This window comes from Pasteuria ramosa (assembly GCF_056496785.1).
In genome coordinates this window covers 299,598-314,574 of sequence record NZ_CP143099.1, presented here as the reverse complement: position 1 = coordinate 314,574, position 14,977 = coordinate 299,598, and the positions used below count along the sequence as shown (strand labels likewise).

Annotated in this window: 11 protein-coding genes; all 11 read left to right on the top strand. The window is 29.9% G+C overall.

Going from position 1 to position 14,977, the window contains the following annotated elements:
- The first annotated feature begins 392 nt into the window (after positions 1 to 392).
- The 11 genes from queC (at position 393) to VS182_RS01370 (ending at position 14,954) form a co-directional block, all read left to right on the top strand.
- Complete coding sequence (queC, locus tag VS182_RS01420) at positions 393 to 1,097, top strand: 7-cyano-7-deazaguanine synthase QueC (RefSeq protein ID WP_479488778.1); 705 nt, start codon at positions 393 to 395, stop codon at positions 1,095 to 1,097.
- Positions 1,098 to 1,371: 274 nt separating this feature from the next.
- Entirely contained in the window at positions 1,372 to 1,656 is a 285-nt protein-coding gene (groES, locus tag VS182_RS01415) for a co-chaperone GroES (protein ID WP_479484761.1), read from the top strand.
- Positions 1,657 to 1,798: 142 nt separating this feature from the next.
- Positions 1,799 to 3,472, top strand: coding sequence for a chaperonin GroEL (groL, locus tag VS182_RS01410; protein ID WP_479484760.1), 1,674 nt, complete (start codon positions 1,799 to 1,801; stop codon positions 3,470 to 3,472).
- Positions 3,473 to 4,242: 770 nt separating this feature from the next.
- Positions 4,243 to 5,121, top strand: coding sequence for a hypothetical protein (locus tag VS182_RS01405; protein ID WP_479492667.1), 879 nt, complete (start codon positions 4,243 to 4,245; stop codon positions 5,119 to 5,121).
- A 312-nt stretch (positions 5,122 to 5,433) separates the two neighbouring features.
- Positions 5,434 to 6,072 (top strand): hypothetical protein, encoded by a 639-nt coding sequence (locus tag VS182_RS01400; protein WP_479492666.1) that lies wholly within the window; start codon positions 5,434 to 5,436, stop codon positions 6,070 to 6,072.
- Positions 6,073 to 6,489: 417 nt separating this feature from the next.
- Complete coding sequence (locus tag VS182_RS01395) at positions 6,490 to 7,362, top strand: hypothetical protein (RefSeq protein WP_479492665.1); 873 nt, start codon at positions 6,490 to 6,492, stop codon at positions 7,360 to 7,362.
- 439 nt (positions 7,363 to 7,801) lie between these two features.
- A complete protein-coding gene (locus VS182_RS01390) occupies positions 7,802 to 8,563 on the top strand; it encodes a hypothetical protein (protein WP_479492664.1) in 762 nt (253 codons plus the stop codon).
- Between the two features lie 1,682 nt (positions 8,564 to 10,245).
- Entirely contained in the window at positions 10,246 to 10,962 is a 717-nt protein-coding gene (locus VS182_RS01385) for a hypothetical protein (protein WP_479488774.1), read from the top strand.
- A gap of 254 nt (positions 10,963 to 11,216) precedes the next feature.
- Positions 11,217 to 12,149 carry a cation diffusion facilitator family transporter gene (locus VS182_RS01380; protein ID WP_479484753.1) on the top strand — a complete coding sequence of 311 codons (933 nt, stop codon included), beginning with the start codon at positions 11,217 to 11,219 and terminating at the stop codon, positions 12,147 to 12,149.
- 19 nt (positions 12,150 to 12,168) lie between these two features.
- Positions 12,169 to 13,722, top strand: coding sequence for a glutamine-hydrolyzing GMP synthase (gene guaA / locus VS182_RS01375; RefSeq protein WP_479484752.1), 1,554 nt, complete (start codon positions 12,169 to 12,171; stop codon positions 13,720 to 13,722).
- 359 nt (positions 13,723 to 14,081) lie between these two features.
- Entirely contained in the window at positions 14,082 to 14,954 is an 873-nt protein-coding gene (locus VS182_RS01370) for a hypothetical protein (protein ID WP_479492663.1), read from the top strand.
- Positions 14,955 to 14,977: the final 23 nt, after the last annotated feature.

Below are 14,977 nucleotides of genomic sequence, written 5' to 3'. Positions count from 1 at the left end.
CAGCTTCATATAAATACAAAAAATTATACATAACATTAAAGTATTTTTTAGCATATCGATTTATCTATAATTTTTGGAATATTATCATTAAATATACATTTAATGATATTTCTTATGTTTTTTTATCTTTATGTATTTTTTTATCATTCATATTTTTTGAATTAACATAGCTTGGTTATATTTTTGTTTATAGTTGGATTTTTATTAATAATTCCAATAGATAAATATTTATAATTTCCTTAAGGAGGTCGTTTCATACCTGGCATAGAAGAATATGCTGATGATGTTTTTATTTTGTTTTCGTTTTTTAGCCAATTTTATTGAAGATTTTACAGTCTTAAAATTATTTTTTGGCTATTTAAATTTCAATAATTCGCAAAAGGAGTTTTATAATGATGAAAAAGCGAGCTGTTGTTCTGTTGAGTGGTGGCTTAGATAGTGCCACTTGTACAGCTATTGCGATTTCAGAGGGGTTTCAAGTTTATCCTTTGACCATGGTTTATGGTCAAAGGAATGCTAAGGAAGTAGCTTGTGCACAAGCTATAGCTAAATATTATAATGTTAGTAAATACCATCATATTATACCTTTACCATTATGGTTTCATAAAGATGCTGGTTATCTAACTCATCCTGTGGATGTACCGTTTAATTTTGATAAAGTTGACAATGAAGCACTTGACTATTTGCCTGCTCGTAATCTCGTGTTTTTTTCTTGTGCAGTAGCTTACGCCGAAATGATTAAAGCACCTATGATATATGTTGGTGTTAGTTCGCTAGATTATGATCATTATCCAGATTGTCGACCGGAATTTATCAATGCTTTTCAAGATATTGTTAAAGAATCTACCAAAGCTGGTCAGCAAGGACAAGCCCCTATCATGCGTACACCTTTGTTGCGATGTAGTAAAGCTGAAACGATTGCTTGGGGTTTGCAATTAAAGGTTCCGTATGAGTTAACGATATCTTGTTATCAAGGTTTTGATAAAGCTTGCGGTAAGTGTGATAGGTGTTGTCTTCGTCGCATAGGTTTTCGTGAATGTGGTTTTGAGGATCCTATCCCCTATTTAGCATCGCCAAGTGTTTCGTTGCATATATAATATATATTATATATGCATATTTTTTTATATAAGTTTTAATTTTTAAATTAATGATTAATTATGAATAAATATTATTAAAAACATATTATATTCTCGGATATCTTATCATAAAGATTAAAACCATATGCGAGGATTTTTTTTGTAAAATGTCTTGATATTTTCTCCATTAACATCTATCATGAGATGTAGGTGTTAGCACTCAATGTATATGAGTGCTAACCACAACTCTATCAATTAATATTTTGCTAAAAACTTTTTAAGGAGGCGGTTCATTATGCTCAAACCTTTGGGAGACCGTGTCGTCCTAGAAGCAGTTGAAAAAGAAATGAAAACTGCTAGTGGGATTGTATTACCAGACACTGCAAAAGAAAAACCGCAAGAAGGTAAAGTTTTAGCGGTTGGCCCTGGACGTGTTGATGACAAAGGAAAAAGAATTTCCATGGATTTAAAAGTTGGCGATGTTGTTATTTATTCTAAATATTCCGGTACTGAGATTAAACATGGGGACAAAGAATATTTGGTTCTGCGCGAAAGTGATGTTTTAGCTGTTATTTCTTAAAAATTCAGATCATATTATTTTCGTTTTATTCATAAATTAATATATTGCGCTGATATTTTTATGCGCTTATTATTATTAAAATTTACTTATTGTTTTCTTAATTCTTAAGTTATTTTTTTACCAAGGGAAGGAGATGTTTATTTTGTCTAAACGCACTTTATTTGCTGAAGATGCTAGACGGAAAATTCTGTCTGGGATAAAGGTTTTAGCAGATGCTGTGAAAATTACCTTAGGACCTAGTGGTCGTTACAATGTTTTAGATCGTAAATTTGGTTCACCTATTATTACTAATGATGGGGTAACTATTGCTAAGGAAATCGATTTAAGCGACAAGTTTGAAAATATGGGAGCTCAGTTGGTTAAAGAGGTTGCTATTAAAACCAACGATGTAGCTGGTGATGGTACAACTACAGCGACTGTTCTAGCCCAAGCTTTTGTTGAATTTGGTTTTAAAAACGTAGCTGCAGGTGCTGATCCTTTAGCTTTAAAGCGCGGGATTGAAAAAGCTGTAGCTGTTGTTGTAGAAGATATTAAGAAAATTTCTAAGCCTATTAAAGGTAGAGATTCTATCGCTCAGGTTGCTACTATTTCGGCTAACTGCAAAGAAATAGGTTCTTTGATAGCTGATGCGATGGAGAAAGTCGGTCAAAATGGTATCATTACTGTTGAAGAATCCAAAGGATTCCAGACTGACTTAGAAATTGTTGAAGGTATGCAATTTGATCGTGGGTATATCTCTCCTTATATGATTACCGATACAGAGAAGATGGAATCAATACTTGAAGATCCGTACATCTTGATTACTGATAAGAAAATTGGTAATGTTCAAGATATTTTGCCTGTACTTGAAAAAGTGGCTCAACAAGGCAAACAATTATTGATTGTTTCTGAAGATCTTGAAGGTGAAGCTTTAGCTACTTTAGTCGTCAACAAACTTCGGGGTACATTTACAGCTGTAGCTGTTAAAGCACCTGGTTTTGGTGACCGTCGTAAAGATATGCTACAAGACATTGCTATTTTAACAGGTGGATCCTTAATTTCTGAAGAAGTTGGTCTTGAATTGAAATCGGCCAATTTACAAATGCTTGGTCGTGCTAATAAAGTTCGTGTTTCTAAAGACAATTGCATTATCGTTGAAGGTAAGGGCAATAGTGCTGATATTAAGAAACGCGTTAATCAGATCTCTGAGCAAATTAAAAATACAACTTCTGATTTTGATAAAGAGAAACTACAGGAACGTTTAGCTAAACTTTCTGGTGGTGTAGCCGTTGTTCGTGTAGGTGCTCCAACAGAAACAGAACTTAAAGAGAAAAAATATCGTATTGAGGACGCATTGAACTCAACACGTGCTGCTGTTGAAGAAGGTATTATACCTGGTGGTGGAACTGCTTTAGCTTGTGCATCTGCAGCTGTTAAGAAATTCTTAAGCAAGAGTAAACTTTCTCCAGATGAGATGACAGGTGTTCGTACAGTGTTGCTTGCTTTAAAAGCACCTTTACGTTGCATTTGTTCCAATGCTGGCTTAGAACCTGCTGTGATGATAAACGAGTTAGAATCCAAACCAGCTGGTACAGGTTTTGATGTTTTAACATCTTCATGGGTCGATATGATCGAAGAAGGTATTGTTGATCCAGTTAAAGTTACCCGTACAGCTTTGCAAAATGCTGCTTCAATTGCTTGTATGTTAATCACAACTGAAGTTATGATTACAGACGAGCCTGAAGAAGAAAAAAGTGGCGGTATGGGCGGAGATGTAGGCATGCCTCCAGGCATGGGCGGCATGGGTGGAATGGGCGGAATGGGCGGCATGATGTAGTTTAGTGTTGCCTTAGTATTATTCTGTATGTTTTTTAGAGTATTTGTTTACAAACGATATCGTGATCCTTTTATTAAAAAGGTTTGCAGATATCGTTTTTTATATAAATTGCTTATTTGTATAAAATTTTACTAATTTATTTAAATAATTGCATTTAAACAAATATTTATTATAATAATATTTTTGTTCTTATATTTAGTATTACTAATAACCATGATTTTTATCAAATTAGTTTTTAATCTTATATATCATCTTGATATAAAACTAATACTAATATAGTTTAAGAATTTAATTCAAAGAGAGTTTAAGAACCTAATTCAAAGAGAGTTTAAGAACCTAATTCAAAGAGATTTTAAGAATCTAAACAAAAGACCGGCGCTAAGAACGTGATTAAATGTACTAAAATATATTATAATGTCTATTTTTGTATTTAAATTACATTAAGTTAGAATTAGGATATATATTTTTTTTAGCGACTATTATGATCTTGGGTTATATGATACAATCAACATGTTCATATTATGGTCATCATTGGACACAAGGGGATTTTGTATGCAGTCATCTCTAGATTATAATAGTTATCTTTAACATGGGATAACCAAAATCTACTCTTGTATTATTTTTGCTTCAGAGAATTTTTATATCAGATATTTACCATCTATAAATCAAGTATATATTTTTGAATCTATACATTTATACAAAATACCCCAAACTAAACATTTGAGGGGATGATGGTTTTGTTTCGAAAGTATGTATTTAAAAAAATATTAATGATATCCACTTCTTTTGCTGTGGGATTTTCATCTTTTTCTTTTGGAGAAGTTGCATTACCAGATAATGTTAGTAGTGTTATTTCTGATCCAATGAGTGTAGATCGTACAGACGATGGAGATTTATTAGCCAAGGGTTTCGATGATGATGTTTTAAAAAATGAAAATTGTACTAAATTGGCAGATGCCCTAAATAATCCTAAAAATGTGTCAATTAAAAAATTCAATTCATATCGTGTAAGAAAAGATCTTTATAAAGATCATTTAAGTCTGAATAATTTGGAAATTAAGTTAAATGAAGCTGGTTTTTATATACCTAGGACAATCGAAACTACGGAGATTTTCAGATTAAATATCAGTAAATTAGCTTATTACTTGCCTTCAGAATTTAAACAACATGTTGAGAATAGGTTTGGGCCAAGTTTTAATAAAAATTTTATGCTAAGGGATATATATAGCATTAGTGGTGATAACAAAGTAGGCCAATTACTTCACACACGTGGCAAGATGTTTGATGGTACTTTTATGGCTTTTGCACAAATAGATGTTATAGATGATAAATATACAAAGATTTATTTCTCTGATGGAAAAGAAGTTAATATTGATGATTATACACAAGATAATGTTGATAAACGTGAAAAGCGTTCTATTAAAAGGTGGTTTTGTAATAATTGTTCTTTTTATGTAAGTTCTATTTGTAGTTTGGCGGGGGGGATTTATAATTATAAAAGAAATTTTACTAAGAAATGTGTAAGTCGATGTTTGCAATTTAAAATACCTATACCCTACTTTAAATGGGCATGTATTGGATTTTGCTTCGTAGGTGGATTTACCTTATGTAATGCATCGAGCTCTTATGCTTGTCGTGATGTTTGTTAATATTTTGATCATTTTGCTCAGATATTTTTAGGGGGGTTAATATGTTGTTTTCTTTTTTAATAAAATATTTATGGTGTTCTAATGAGATCTAATCTTTTTAAAAATTTTTTATATAAGGTTAACTTTTTAAAATCATTTATTTACATGACTTATTTCTTCTTTTTAGTGTCTGTGGGGGGTAATTATTTTATACCTTCATTCATAGGTTTAATTGTTTATATTTTTGATTTTCTTATCTATGATTCGCAAAATTATACATTATTTGATGGCAAGTTTTTAGCTGTGTTAATATTGATTTTAATGTTAACTATTTTGATAAATGGGTTGATATTTCATCGTGTTAAGACAGAGGAAGAGTATAAAAAAGAAGACATCACTAGTTATGGTAGTATGACAAATGAAAAATGGCTTAAGTCATATGAGAACTTTAAAAATAAATATAAGTTGGCTAATAGTAAACACGGTTTGTCTAAGCTAAGTTTTTTAGCTTGTTATATTTTATCATTTATATTTATTATAATATATCCATTTACTTATCTGATAAATTTTAATGGATTTACACTTTTAAGTGTTTTTAATTTAATATGGTGTGGGCTAATCAAATTACAAAAAAAATTAGAGGATAAGTGGTCTTATCCAAGGGATCGCAATGATATTAGATATGAAAATCGTATACTAATTTATCTGGTAGCCATTTACAGTTTGTTTATACCTTTCATCAACGAATGGTACAAATATTTATACGAGTATATAGATGATGATTTTTATGTATTTTTTGACAACACAATTTATTATCTAAATTATATATCAAAAACTGCTGGATGCATGTTTGTTATTTTATTCATAATTCCTAGATTAAAAGTATTAATAATGGAATTAAAACTAGAAAGTATCTTCAATGTAAATTATTTAGAACAATTTGAAGATAAAAAAAATGTTACTAATGACTAATATTGAGTTTTTTCCCAAACTCGTTTTAAGAACTTAATCGAATTTACTAAAATATATTATAATGTCTATTTTTGTATTTAAATTACATTAAGTTAGCATTAGGATATATATTTTTTTTAGCTACTATTATGATCGTTGGTTATGTGATACAATCAACATGTTCATATTATGGTCATCATTGGACACAAGGGGATTTTGTATGCAGTCACCTCTAGATTATAATAGTTATCTTTAACATGGGATAACCAAAATCTACTCTTGTATTATTTTTGCTTCAGAGAATTTTTATATCAGATATTTACCATCTATAAATCAAGTATATATTTTTGAATCTATACATTTATACAAAATACCCCAAACTAAACATTTGAGGGGATGATGGTTTTGTTTCGAAAGTATGTATTTAAAAAAATATTAATGATATCCACTTCTTTTGCTGTGGGATTTTCATCTTTTTCTTTTGGAGAAGTTGCATTACCAGATAATGTTAGTAGTGTTATTTCTGATCCAATGAGTGTAGATCGTACAGACGATGGAGATTTATTAGCCAAGGGTTCCGATGATGATGTTTTAAAAAATGAAAATTGTACTAAATTGGCAGATGCCCTAAATAATCCTAAAAATGTGTCAATTAAAAAATTCAATTCATATCGTGTAAGAAAAGATCTTTATAAAGATCAGTTAAGTCTGAATAATTTGGAAATTAAGTTAAATGAAGCTGGTTTTTATATACCTAGGACAATCGAAACTACGGAGATTTTCAGATTAAATATCAGTAAATTAGCTGATTACTTATCACCTGAGGTTAAAAATCAGATAGTGATTAAGATGGGTTCGGGGTTTAAGCAAACTTTTGTGACGAGGGATATTTATAATAATGATAAGCAGGAAAAAGTAGGGCAACTTATTCATACAAGAGGTAAAATGGCCGATGGGACTTTTGTTTCTGTTGCTAAAATAGATGGTTTGGAAATAGAAGATTCTAAGTTTTATTTTTCAGATGGTCAACAAGTACAAGGAATTTATAGTAATAATGAGGAAGATATTACTCTTAAACGAGACAAACGTTTTATTTGTAGTTCATGTCCTTATTTTCTAGGTGCGATTTGTTCTGCTGCGGGTAATAAATGGTCCAAAATAAGAAAATTGGCTTCTACATGCTTGAGTTCATGTCTTAGATTGCCAGTAAAATTTATTCATATGAATTTTTTATGTTCCGTATTTTATTTTTTAGGTGGATTTACCTTATGTTATTATGGACCTGAGAAGGCTTGTCGGATTAGATGTTAAATTTTGTTTTATTTAGGTTTATTTGACAATGAAATGCTGCTTTTTAAAAAAGCCAGATCATACAATCTGGGTGTGCAAGGTTTTTATGTATATGACCTATTTTTTTCATATCTATGCTAGGTAATTTATATATACCTCCCATAATTTTTTTTCATTATGTTTAAAACAATTTTTTATTAATTGTGGTTTTTTATTTCTTATAGTAATCAACCGTTATATCTTATTTATATTATTGTTATGCTTAAATACAAATATTGTTTATTAAACTTCAAGATTTTAGAAGGGATTGATATTATTATGTTATATATATTTTTAAATAATATAATTGGAATGAAAACGACCGATAAAAATGAGAATTAATTTTAATTTTTTAGAAAATCCTGAACATAGCATACGAATTTTTAAATTTTTCATGTATACGACGTACATCTTTTTTTTAATGTCTTTCGTTGGTAATATGCTTATACCTGGTTTAATGGATGATATGATTTATTTTTTCTATTTGAAATCTAATTATGAATCAAAAGACCTTATTCAAATTGCCTTTTTTGGTTTTATTATAATTTTGGTTATTAATATCTTCAGATGGAGTTATCGTTCTAATACAGAAGAATATTTTCAAAAATCAGGTATTAGTAGCAATGGGATTATGACGCAAGAAAAATGGCTTAAAGTATATGAAAACTTTAAACATAAGTACGAGATTGCTTACTCTAAGCATCGTTTATCTAAGTTGCAATTTTTTTTCTGCTATATCGTAGTCTTCGTTTTAATTATTTTTTATCTATTTAGCAATTTTTTTATTGATTACAATGGTTATACACTCTTAAGTATTTTTAATTTACTATGTTGTTGTTTAATAAAGTTACAAAAAAAACTTGAAAGCATCTGGAGTTATCCTTTAGATTGTGATCAATTAAGATATAATAATCGTATTTTGTTTTATTTATTTATTTGGAATAGTTTATTTATACCATTTATAAATGAATGGTATAAATATCTGGATGTAGACTTATTAAAATTTTTATCGGATATTGATCATAAAATAAATAGTTTTTTATTTATTTATAGCCCATATCCATTTTTATTCTCTATATTCACTGTATTTTTCCTGATACCGAGATTAAAAGTCCTATTCACAGAATTAAAATTAGAAGGTTTTATGTTAGGGACATTAGATAAAGCAAATAATAATTCTTGATGGATGAGGTATTCTTTTGTTTTTAAGTTTATATATAAATTAAAAAAAGCTAATCTAGTAATAACTAGGTTAGCTTTTTTTAAACCGTTTTAATCATATATTTTAAATTATTGACATCGCAGTACCTAGTTGAGCTCCATATTTAGTTTCAGAAGCAATGCGAGGACACAATATATAGACGCTATAATTTATTTTTAAATTTATCATTATGATATTTAAACTAAAAGAGCAAAAACGAAGTAAAAATTGTAAATTAGATTTCAAGAAGGAAAATAGATATAAAAATAGACCTATCTGTATATTTTGTGTAAGATATACTAAGTGTGATTCAAAAATCAACACGCATTAGAAATATAGTTCTAATATAGACATTCTAAAAATATGAGTTATTGATCCAAAATTAAAGATAGCATTTGATTTTTTAAAACATTTTTAAAAATACGGGATACATATGTCTTTTGCTCAAATATAAAGATAGCTAATTTGATTTAAACACAAAAAGATGATATTTTTATAAAACAAAAAATCTTTTCATACTTCTTAGCTTTTTCCTAAAACTTAATAATTTCGTAGATTTTTAATTATATCTAAAAATCTAGTTATAATAATATGTCCTAGATAGAAAATAAGTTTACGGGCATTACATTGCTTAAAGTCTGTTTTTTATGCGTTATTAGATATATTATTTTTTTATATCAAGATATGTTCAGGAAATAAAAGATAATATTAGGCTATTTTGTGGTATAATTAATTCATTACCTTTATATTGCCAAAAAAGTTTGTAGATTATTGGTATACTTAAAATATAAATCCAAAAATGCTAAACGAGGTTTTTTAGGAATCGGTGGATTAAAAACTAACCGTATGATTTATCCCGGATAAATTAAAAAATTACTTATAACTATTCAAACTAGTTAGTTTTATTTGTTATTATACTTAGGATTAAAGTTTTATCAACTTAATTTCGCTATACTAATTTAATATATAGAATTCAATAGCTAATAAATATCGTTATATATGATTTGATTTATAATCATAAAAATAATTTTGGTTGATAAAGATATATTAATTTTTATGATTATAGATTATATTTTATCAAACGATATAGCTTTCTTTTTTAATATTTTTGTATATCATTTTTTTATTTTTCATATCTAATATATATTATAATAACTTTGATGGATAAAGTTTATTTATATAAAATTAATTGAAAATGTAAAATTTAGTATAAATAAAAGTATTAATTATATTTAGGATGATTATTCATAAAAATTTTTATGAATTCAAAATTCAAATTAATTTTTAGTTATTACTTCTCATTGGATTTATAAATAAATACTTATATTTAAGATTAGTAATTATGTAATTTAAATACAAATATAGCCATCAATATAGCTTTTTATTATTCTATTAGGTTATTAAAAGCTCTTTAACATGTATTTTTGGACAAGCTTATGATTAAAATAAATGATAGCTATATAGGGTATGGCCAAAAAAGAAAAAATGGATATTTATACTTTTGTTGTTTATAGGGATTTTATTTAACTATTTTTTAACTTTATTATCTTGGAATTAAATGTTTTTTAATTAAAAATACTTGTTTTTATTTTCTTTTAATATTTTTGTTTATGATCATTTTAGTATAATATCAATATGAGACTTTATTATAGGAGGATTTTATCTTGAAGAATTTGGATGAGTTGCGTTTAATAGTTGGCTTAGAAGCTTTTCGTACCGATAAGCCACTTCCAGGACGTGATTTTAAAAAAAGTGTACTTGGTACAAGGAACCGTAAATCATCTTCTTCTAGGAGTAATTGGGTTATTGTGATTGCTTCGATCGCTATTTTTTTATCAGTTACTTCCGGTATATTATTTACTTTTTTCCGTGCAGAAATTTTAAATTGGTTAGGTTATTCAAAAGAAAATCCAGTTTCTGCACCTAAAGTGGTTAATTATAATAACCAATTATTACCCGATGTTTCTCACAAAAATGGTCCTAAAGATTTAGGGTTAGATCTTTTGGATAAGCAGCGTGCTAATAAAAAGGAAGGCAAAGCTGCTGATACCAAAAAAGCTGCTGATTCAAATAAAGCTGCTGATTCAAATAAAGCTGCTGATTCAAATAAAGCTGCTGATACCAAAAAAGCTGCTGATATCAAAAAAGCTGCTGATTCAAATAAAGCTGTTTTGGTTGTTGAGCCGGTTGAAGTCAAACCTAATACATTCACAAAGCCTAAATCTAATAAACCAAAACAACGAGTTGGAAGTGCAGTTCCTCGACAGGAGATGCCGCATCAAGAAATGGTCCATGCTCCGCAAGAATTTGCGCAAAATAATGTTCCGCATGAAGTTGTTCCTAACCATGAAACAGGACATGCTGAGGGTTTAAATCACTAAAAATATAATACGGTAATTATACATATACAAACTTCCATATATCATTTTTTGCTTAGAGATAAAACTAACTCTTAGGTTAAACTACCTAAGAGTTTTTCGTGTGTTCAAATTATTGTCACGTGGCCATGATTGTTGGCTAAGTGTATCTTTTGTTGTCCCAATTAAAAACGTTTCTCTAGACTAATTAGATACATGGTCGTTACTATGTACAGGATGGAGTATGAGATCGATATGGTTAAAGGGGAATTTTTGAGATGAATGTTAAGGATCCGATATTTATTCGACGTTGTTTATGGTTTAATATGGGCGTATATTTAATTCTATCTTTGGGTAAGTGTATCTTCGGTAGCCTAGCTCATGCGCAATCAATCTGGGCAGATGGTTTAAATAATATGACCGACTTACTCCTGTCCTTAGCAATGATTATTGGTTTCCGTGTTGCTCTTTTGCCTGCTGATGAACGACACCCTTTTGGACACCGTCGTGCTGAGATCATAGCTTCATTAATTGCTGCTGCCTTCATGGTAATTGCGGCATTTGAAATTATCTTGTCATCGATTCGGGCTCTTTTTATTCCTGAAGCAATAATGCCCGATAAGATAGCTTTGCCTATAGCTTTGATCTCAACTTTCATCATTTTGGTGGTATCGATTATAAATCATTATTTTAGCAAACGAACGAATAGCTATATGTTAGACGTCGTAGCTAAGGATAATCGTTCTGATTCTTTAATTAGCATGGGGGCAGCCTTAGGTTTATTTATTACAGATTTTACACAACAACATTGGATTGATCCATTAATAGCACTTATGGTTGCTGGTATTGTTGCTAAAACAGCTTGGTCTGTTGGATCACCTGCAATTGATCATTTAATGGATGGTTTTGATCAAAAACAATTGATCAGAATTCGAAACCATGTATCCAATTTAGATGGTATTATACAGATAAGGGAGCTGCGTGCAAGATTACATGGCCAAGATGTATACGTTGAAATGACGATAGGCGTTGCTCCTCAATTATCTGTGTCGGAAAGTCATTTATTAACCGAAAAGATTGAAAAATTACTTATAGGGTATGAGAATATTAAACATGTTCATGTTCACGTTGAGCCTCAAGAAGCTTTTTCTGTGAAAAATGAAAATGCTGAACTTGATCATAATAGAGGTTCACCTATCAATGGTAATTAAAGAAGAGGAGTATTATTAAATGGACAATCCAATAAATCCATATGATGAATATATAATTGTACTTGATTTTGGAGGGCAGTATAGTCAGTTAATTGCCCGTAGAATTAGGGAAATTGGTATTTATAGTAAGCTTGTTTCTTACCAAATGAAACCAGACGAGAACTTTAAAAAAGGACTCAAGGGTATAATTTTGTCTGGTGGACCGCATAGTGTTTCTTGTGCTTCTTCACCTCGTTGCAATGAAGATTGGTTTAACTTAGATGTCCCTGTTTTAGGTATTTGTTATGGTCAACAACTATTGGCACAATATGCCGGTGGACTTATTGTACAAAATAAATTTTCAGAATATGGATCAGCTCAATTGCAGCTTATAGCTAATGATGGATGGCTATCTGATATGCCCAAGAACCAATTGGTATGGATGAGCCATACAGACATTGTTCAAACAGTGCCTGATGGTTTCCAAATAGATGCTCAAACAGATACAAATCCTATAGCTGCTATGAGTTGTAAAAAACGCCAATTTTATACTTTGCAATTTCATCCTGAAGTTAAGCAAACGCAGTATGGGTCAGATATGCTAAAACGTTTTGCAATAGATATATGTAATTGTAGCGGTAAATGGAAATCAAAGTATTTTATCGAACAAACTATCACAGAGATACGGGAAAAAGTAGGCTCTAAATCTGTTCTCTGTGCTTTTAGTGGAGGGGTTGATTCCACAGTTACAGCTGCTTTACTTAAAAGAGCATTAGGTAACCAATTGACTTGTGTGCTTGTAGATAATGGGTTAATGCGTAATAAGGAAGTAGAAGATATTGTATCTACTTTCAAACAGAACTTAAATTTAGAAATTAAAGTTGAATATGTGGGACAAAAATTTCTGAACAATTTAAAAGGTGTTACTGATCCTGAAACGAAACGAAAAATCATTGGAGAAACATTTGTAAATGTTTTTGAAAAGATCATACACAAAAATGGTTGTAATCATGATTTCCTTGCCCAAGGAACCATATATACAGATGTTGTTGAGTCTGGCACGTTTGTAGCTGAAACAATCAAATCACATCATAATGTAGGCGGTTTACCTACAGAAATGCCTATGACCTTACTTGAACCATTACGTCTATTATTTAAAGATGAAGTTCGTGCTATTGGAAGAACTTTGGGTATACCAGAAAGCCTAACAAACAGGCAACCTTTTCCTGGGCCGGGATTAGCGATTCGGATTATTGGTGAGGTTACAGAAAAAAAATTAAGTATTCTAAGAAAAGCTGATTTTATTTTACACACTGAATTACTTAAACATGATCTTGTTAGTAACATTTTTCAATACTTTGCAGCATTGTTAAACGTACGCACAGTAGGCGTAAAAGGTGATGGCCGTACCTATGGCTATACAATTGCTTTACGAGCTGTTACTTCATCAGAAGGCATGACAGCTGATTGGGCTAAATTACCATACGATGTTTTAGCAATTATTTCTAAACGTATATGTAATGAAATCGAAGATATAAATAGAGTGGTATATGATATTACATCTAAACCACCTTCAACCATAGAATGGGAATGACCTTATTTTTTAAAACTTATAATTAAGAATAAATTTATAACTTATCTTTTATTTCATAATATTATTAAAAATTTAATATATTAGATTTATATATTAAGAATTAATTTCTAATTTTTTAAAACAAAATTTATTAAATATAGATATTTTTTATAATTTATAATTCAAGCGTTTAATCAATTAGAAAAATAAAACAAAAAATAAAACAAAAAAACCTATTATAACCAAAGATATTTTGATTGTAATAGGTTTTATATCTATATATTAATGGCATATTAACTGCAAATATTGATGATTATTCAAAAAAAATATGGGGAATATACAGATGTGATACTTTAATAGGCATTTTCCGATATTTTAAAATGGTCGAAGTCCATACTTACTTAGAATTGGGGTTGAAAATGATAAAAAGGGGTCACAAATCCACAGGTAAAGAAATGCGAGCTAGTAGTGGTTTAGAAGCGCATAGCAATGGCTATCAGGACAAAGCTCCGGGTTATAGAGATAAAAGCACCTTGGATGATGAATCGGAGAACGACTATGGTAAGAATGAGGTTCAACATGATGCTAAACTGGAAGTAGAAGAGGGTTGGGAAGAAGAGGTATGGTTTGAAAAATGGCGTTCTAATTCCGGTAATTATCTAGTACTGACTTTGCCTAATGAATTATCGGAGAGGATTCATAAGGCACTTCAAGACACAGAAATTAAAAGAAATGAATTTATTTTACAATCGATTGAACAAGCTTGTCGTGATAGGGAGTTAGAAATTATTCGTAAACAAGGTTTGGAATCAGGTGATCTTGCTAAATTGATCAAAGATCCTCAAACAGGTAGGTATCGTTGTTTTCCAACTGATTTTTTCTCAGAGGAAGATTTATATGGCTTTGAAGTGATTGATGGTAAGTATTATCAAAAACGATGGGCTAAAACTGAATCGGGTTGGTTAGAAGTTAATAGCGGGTACTTTGAAGCTACAAGTAGTCAGCAGGATGCACCTTATATCAAGATGGATAATAATTGCCCTGTGGGTTCATGGGAAGTATATCCTTTTGTGTTTTTTGAACATGATTGGAAATGGGGTATTTACGATAATATGAATATTATTTTAGAAGTTCGTGGTCGTAAAGAAGGACATGATCCCCTTTGGTTAGATATTTATGTTGATGGACGAATTGTATCATCTGTTCATAGTCCACAAGAAGCACATGATAAAATAATAGAATATCTTGGCTAGACAGATCACTGATAGTCGATCTG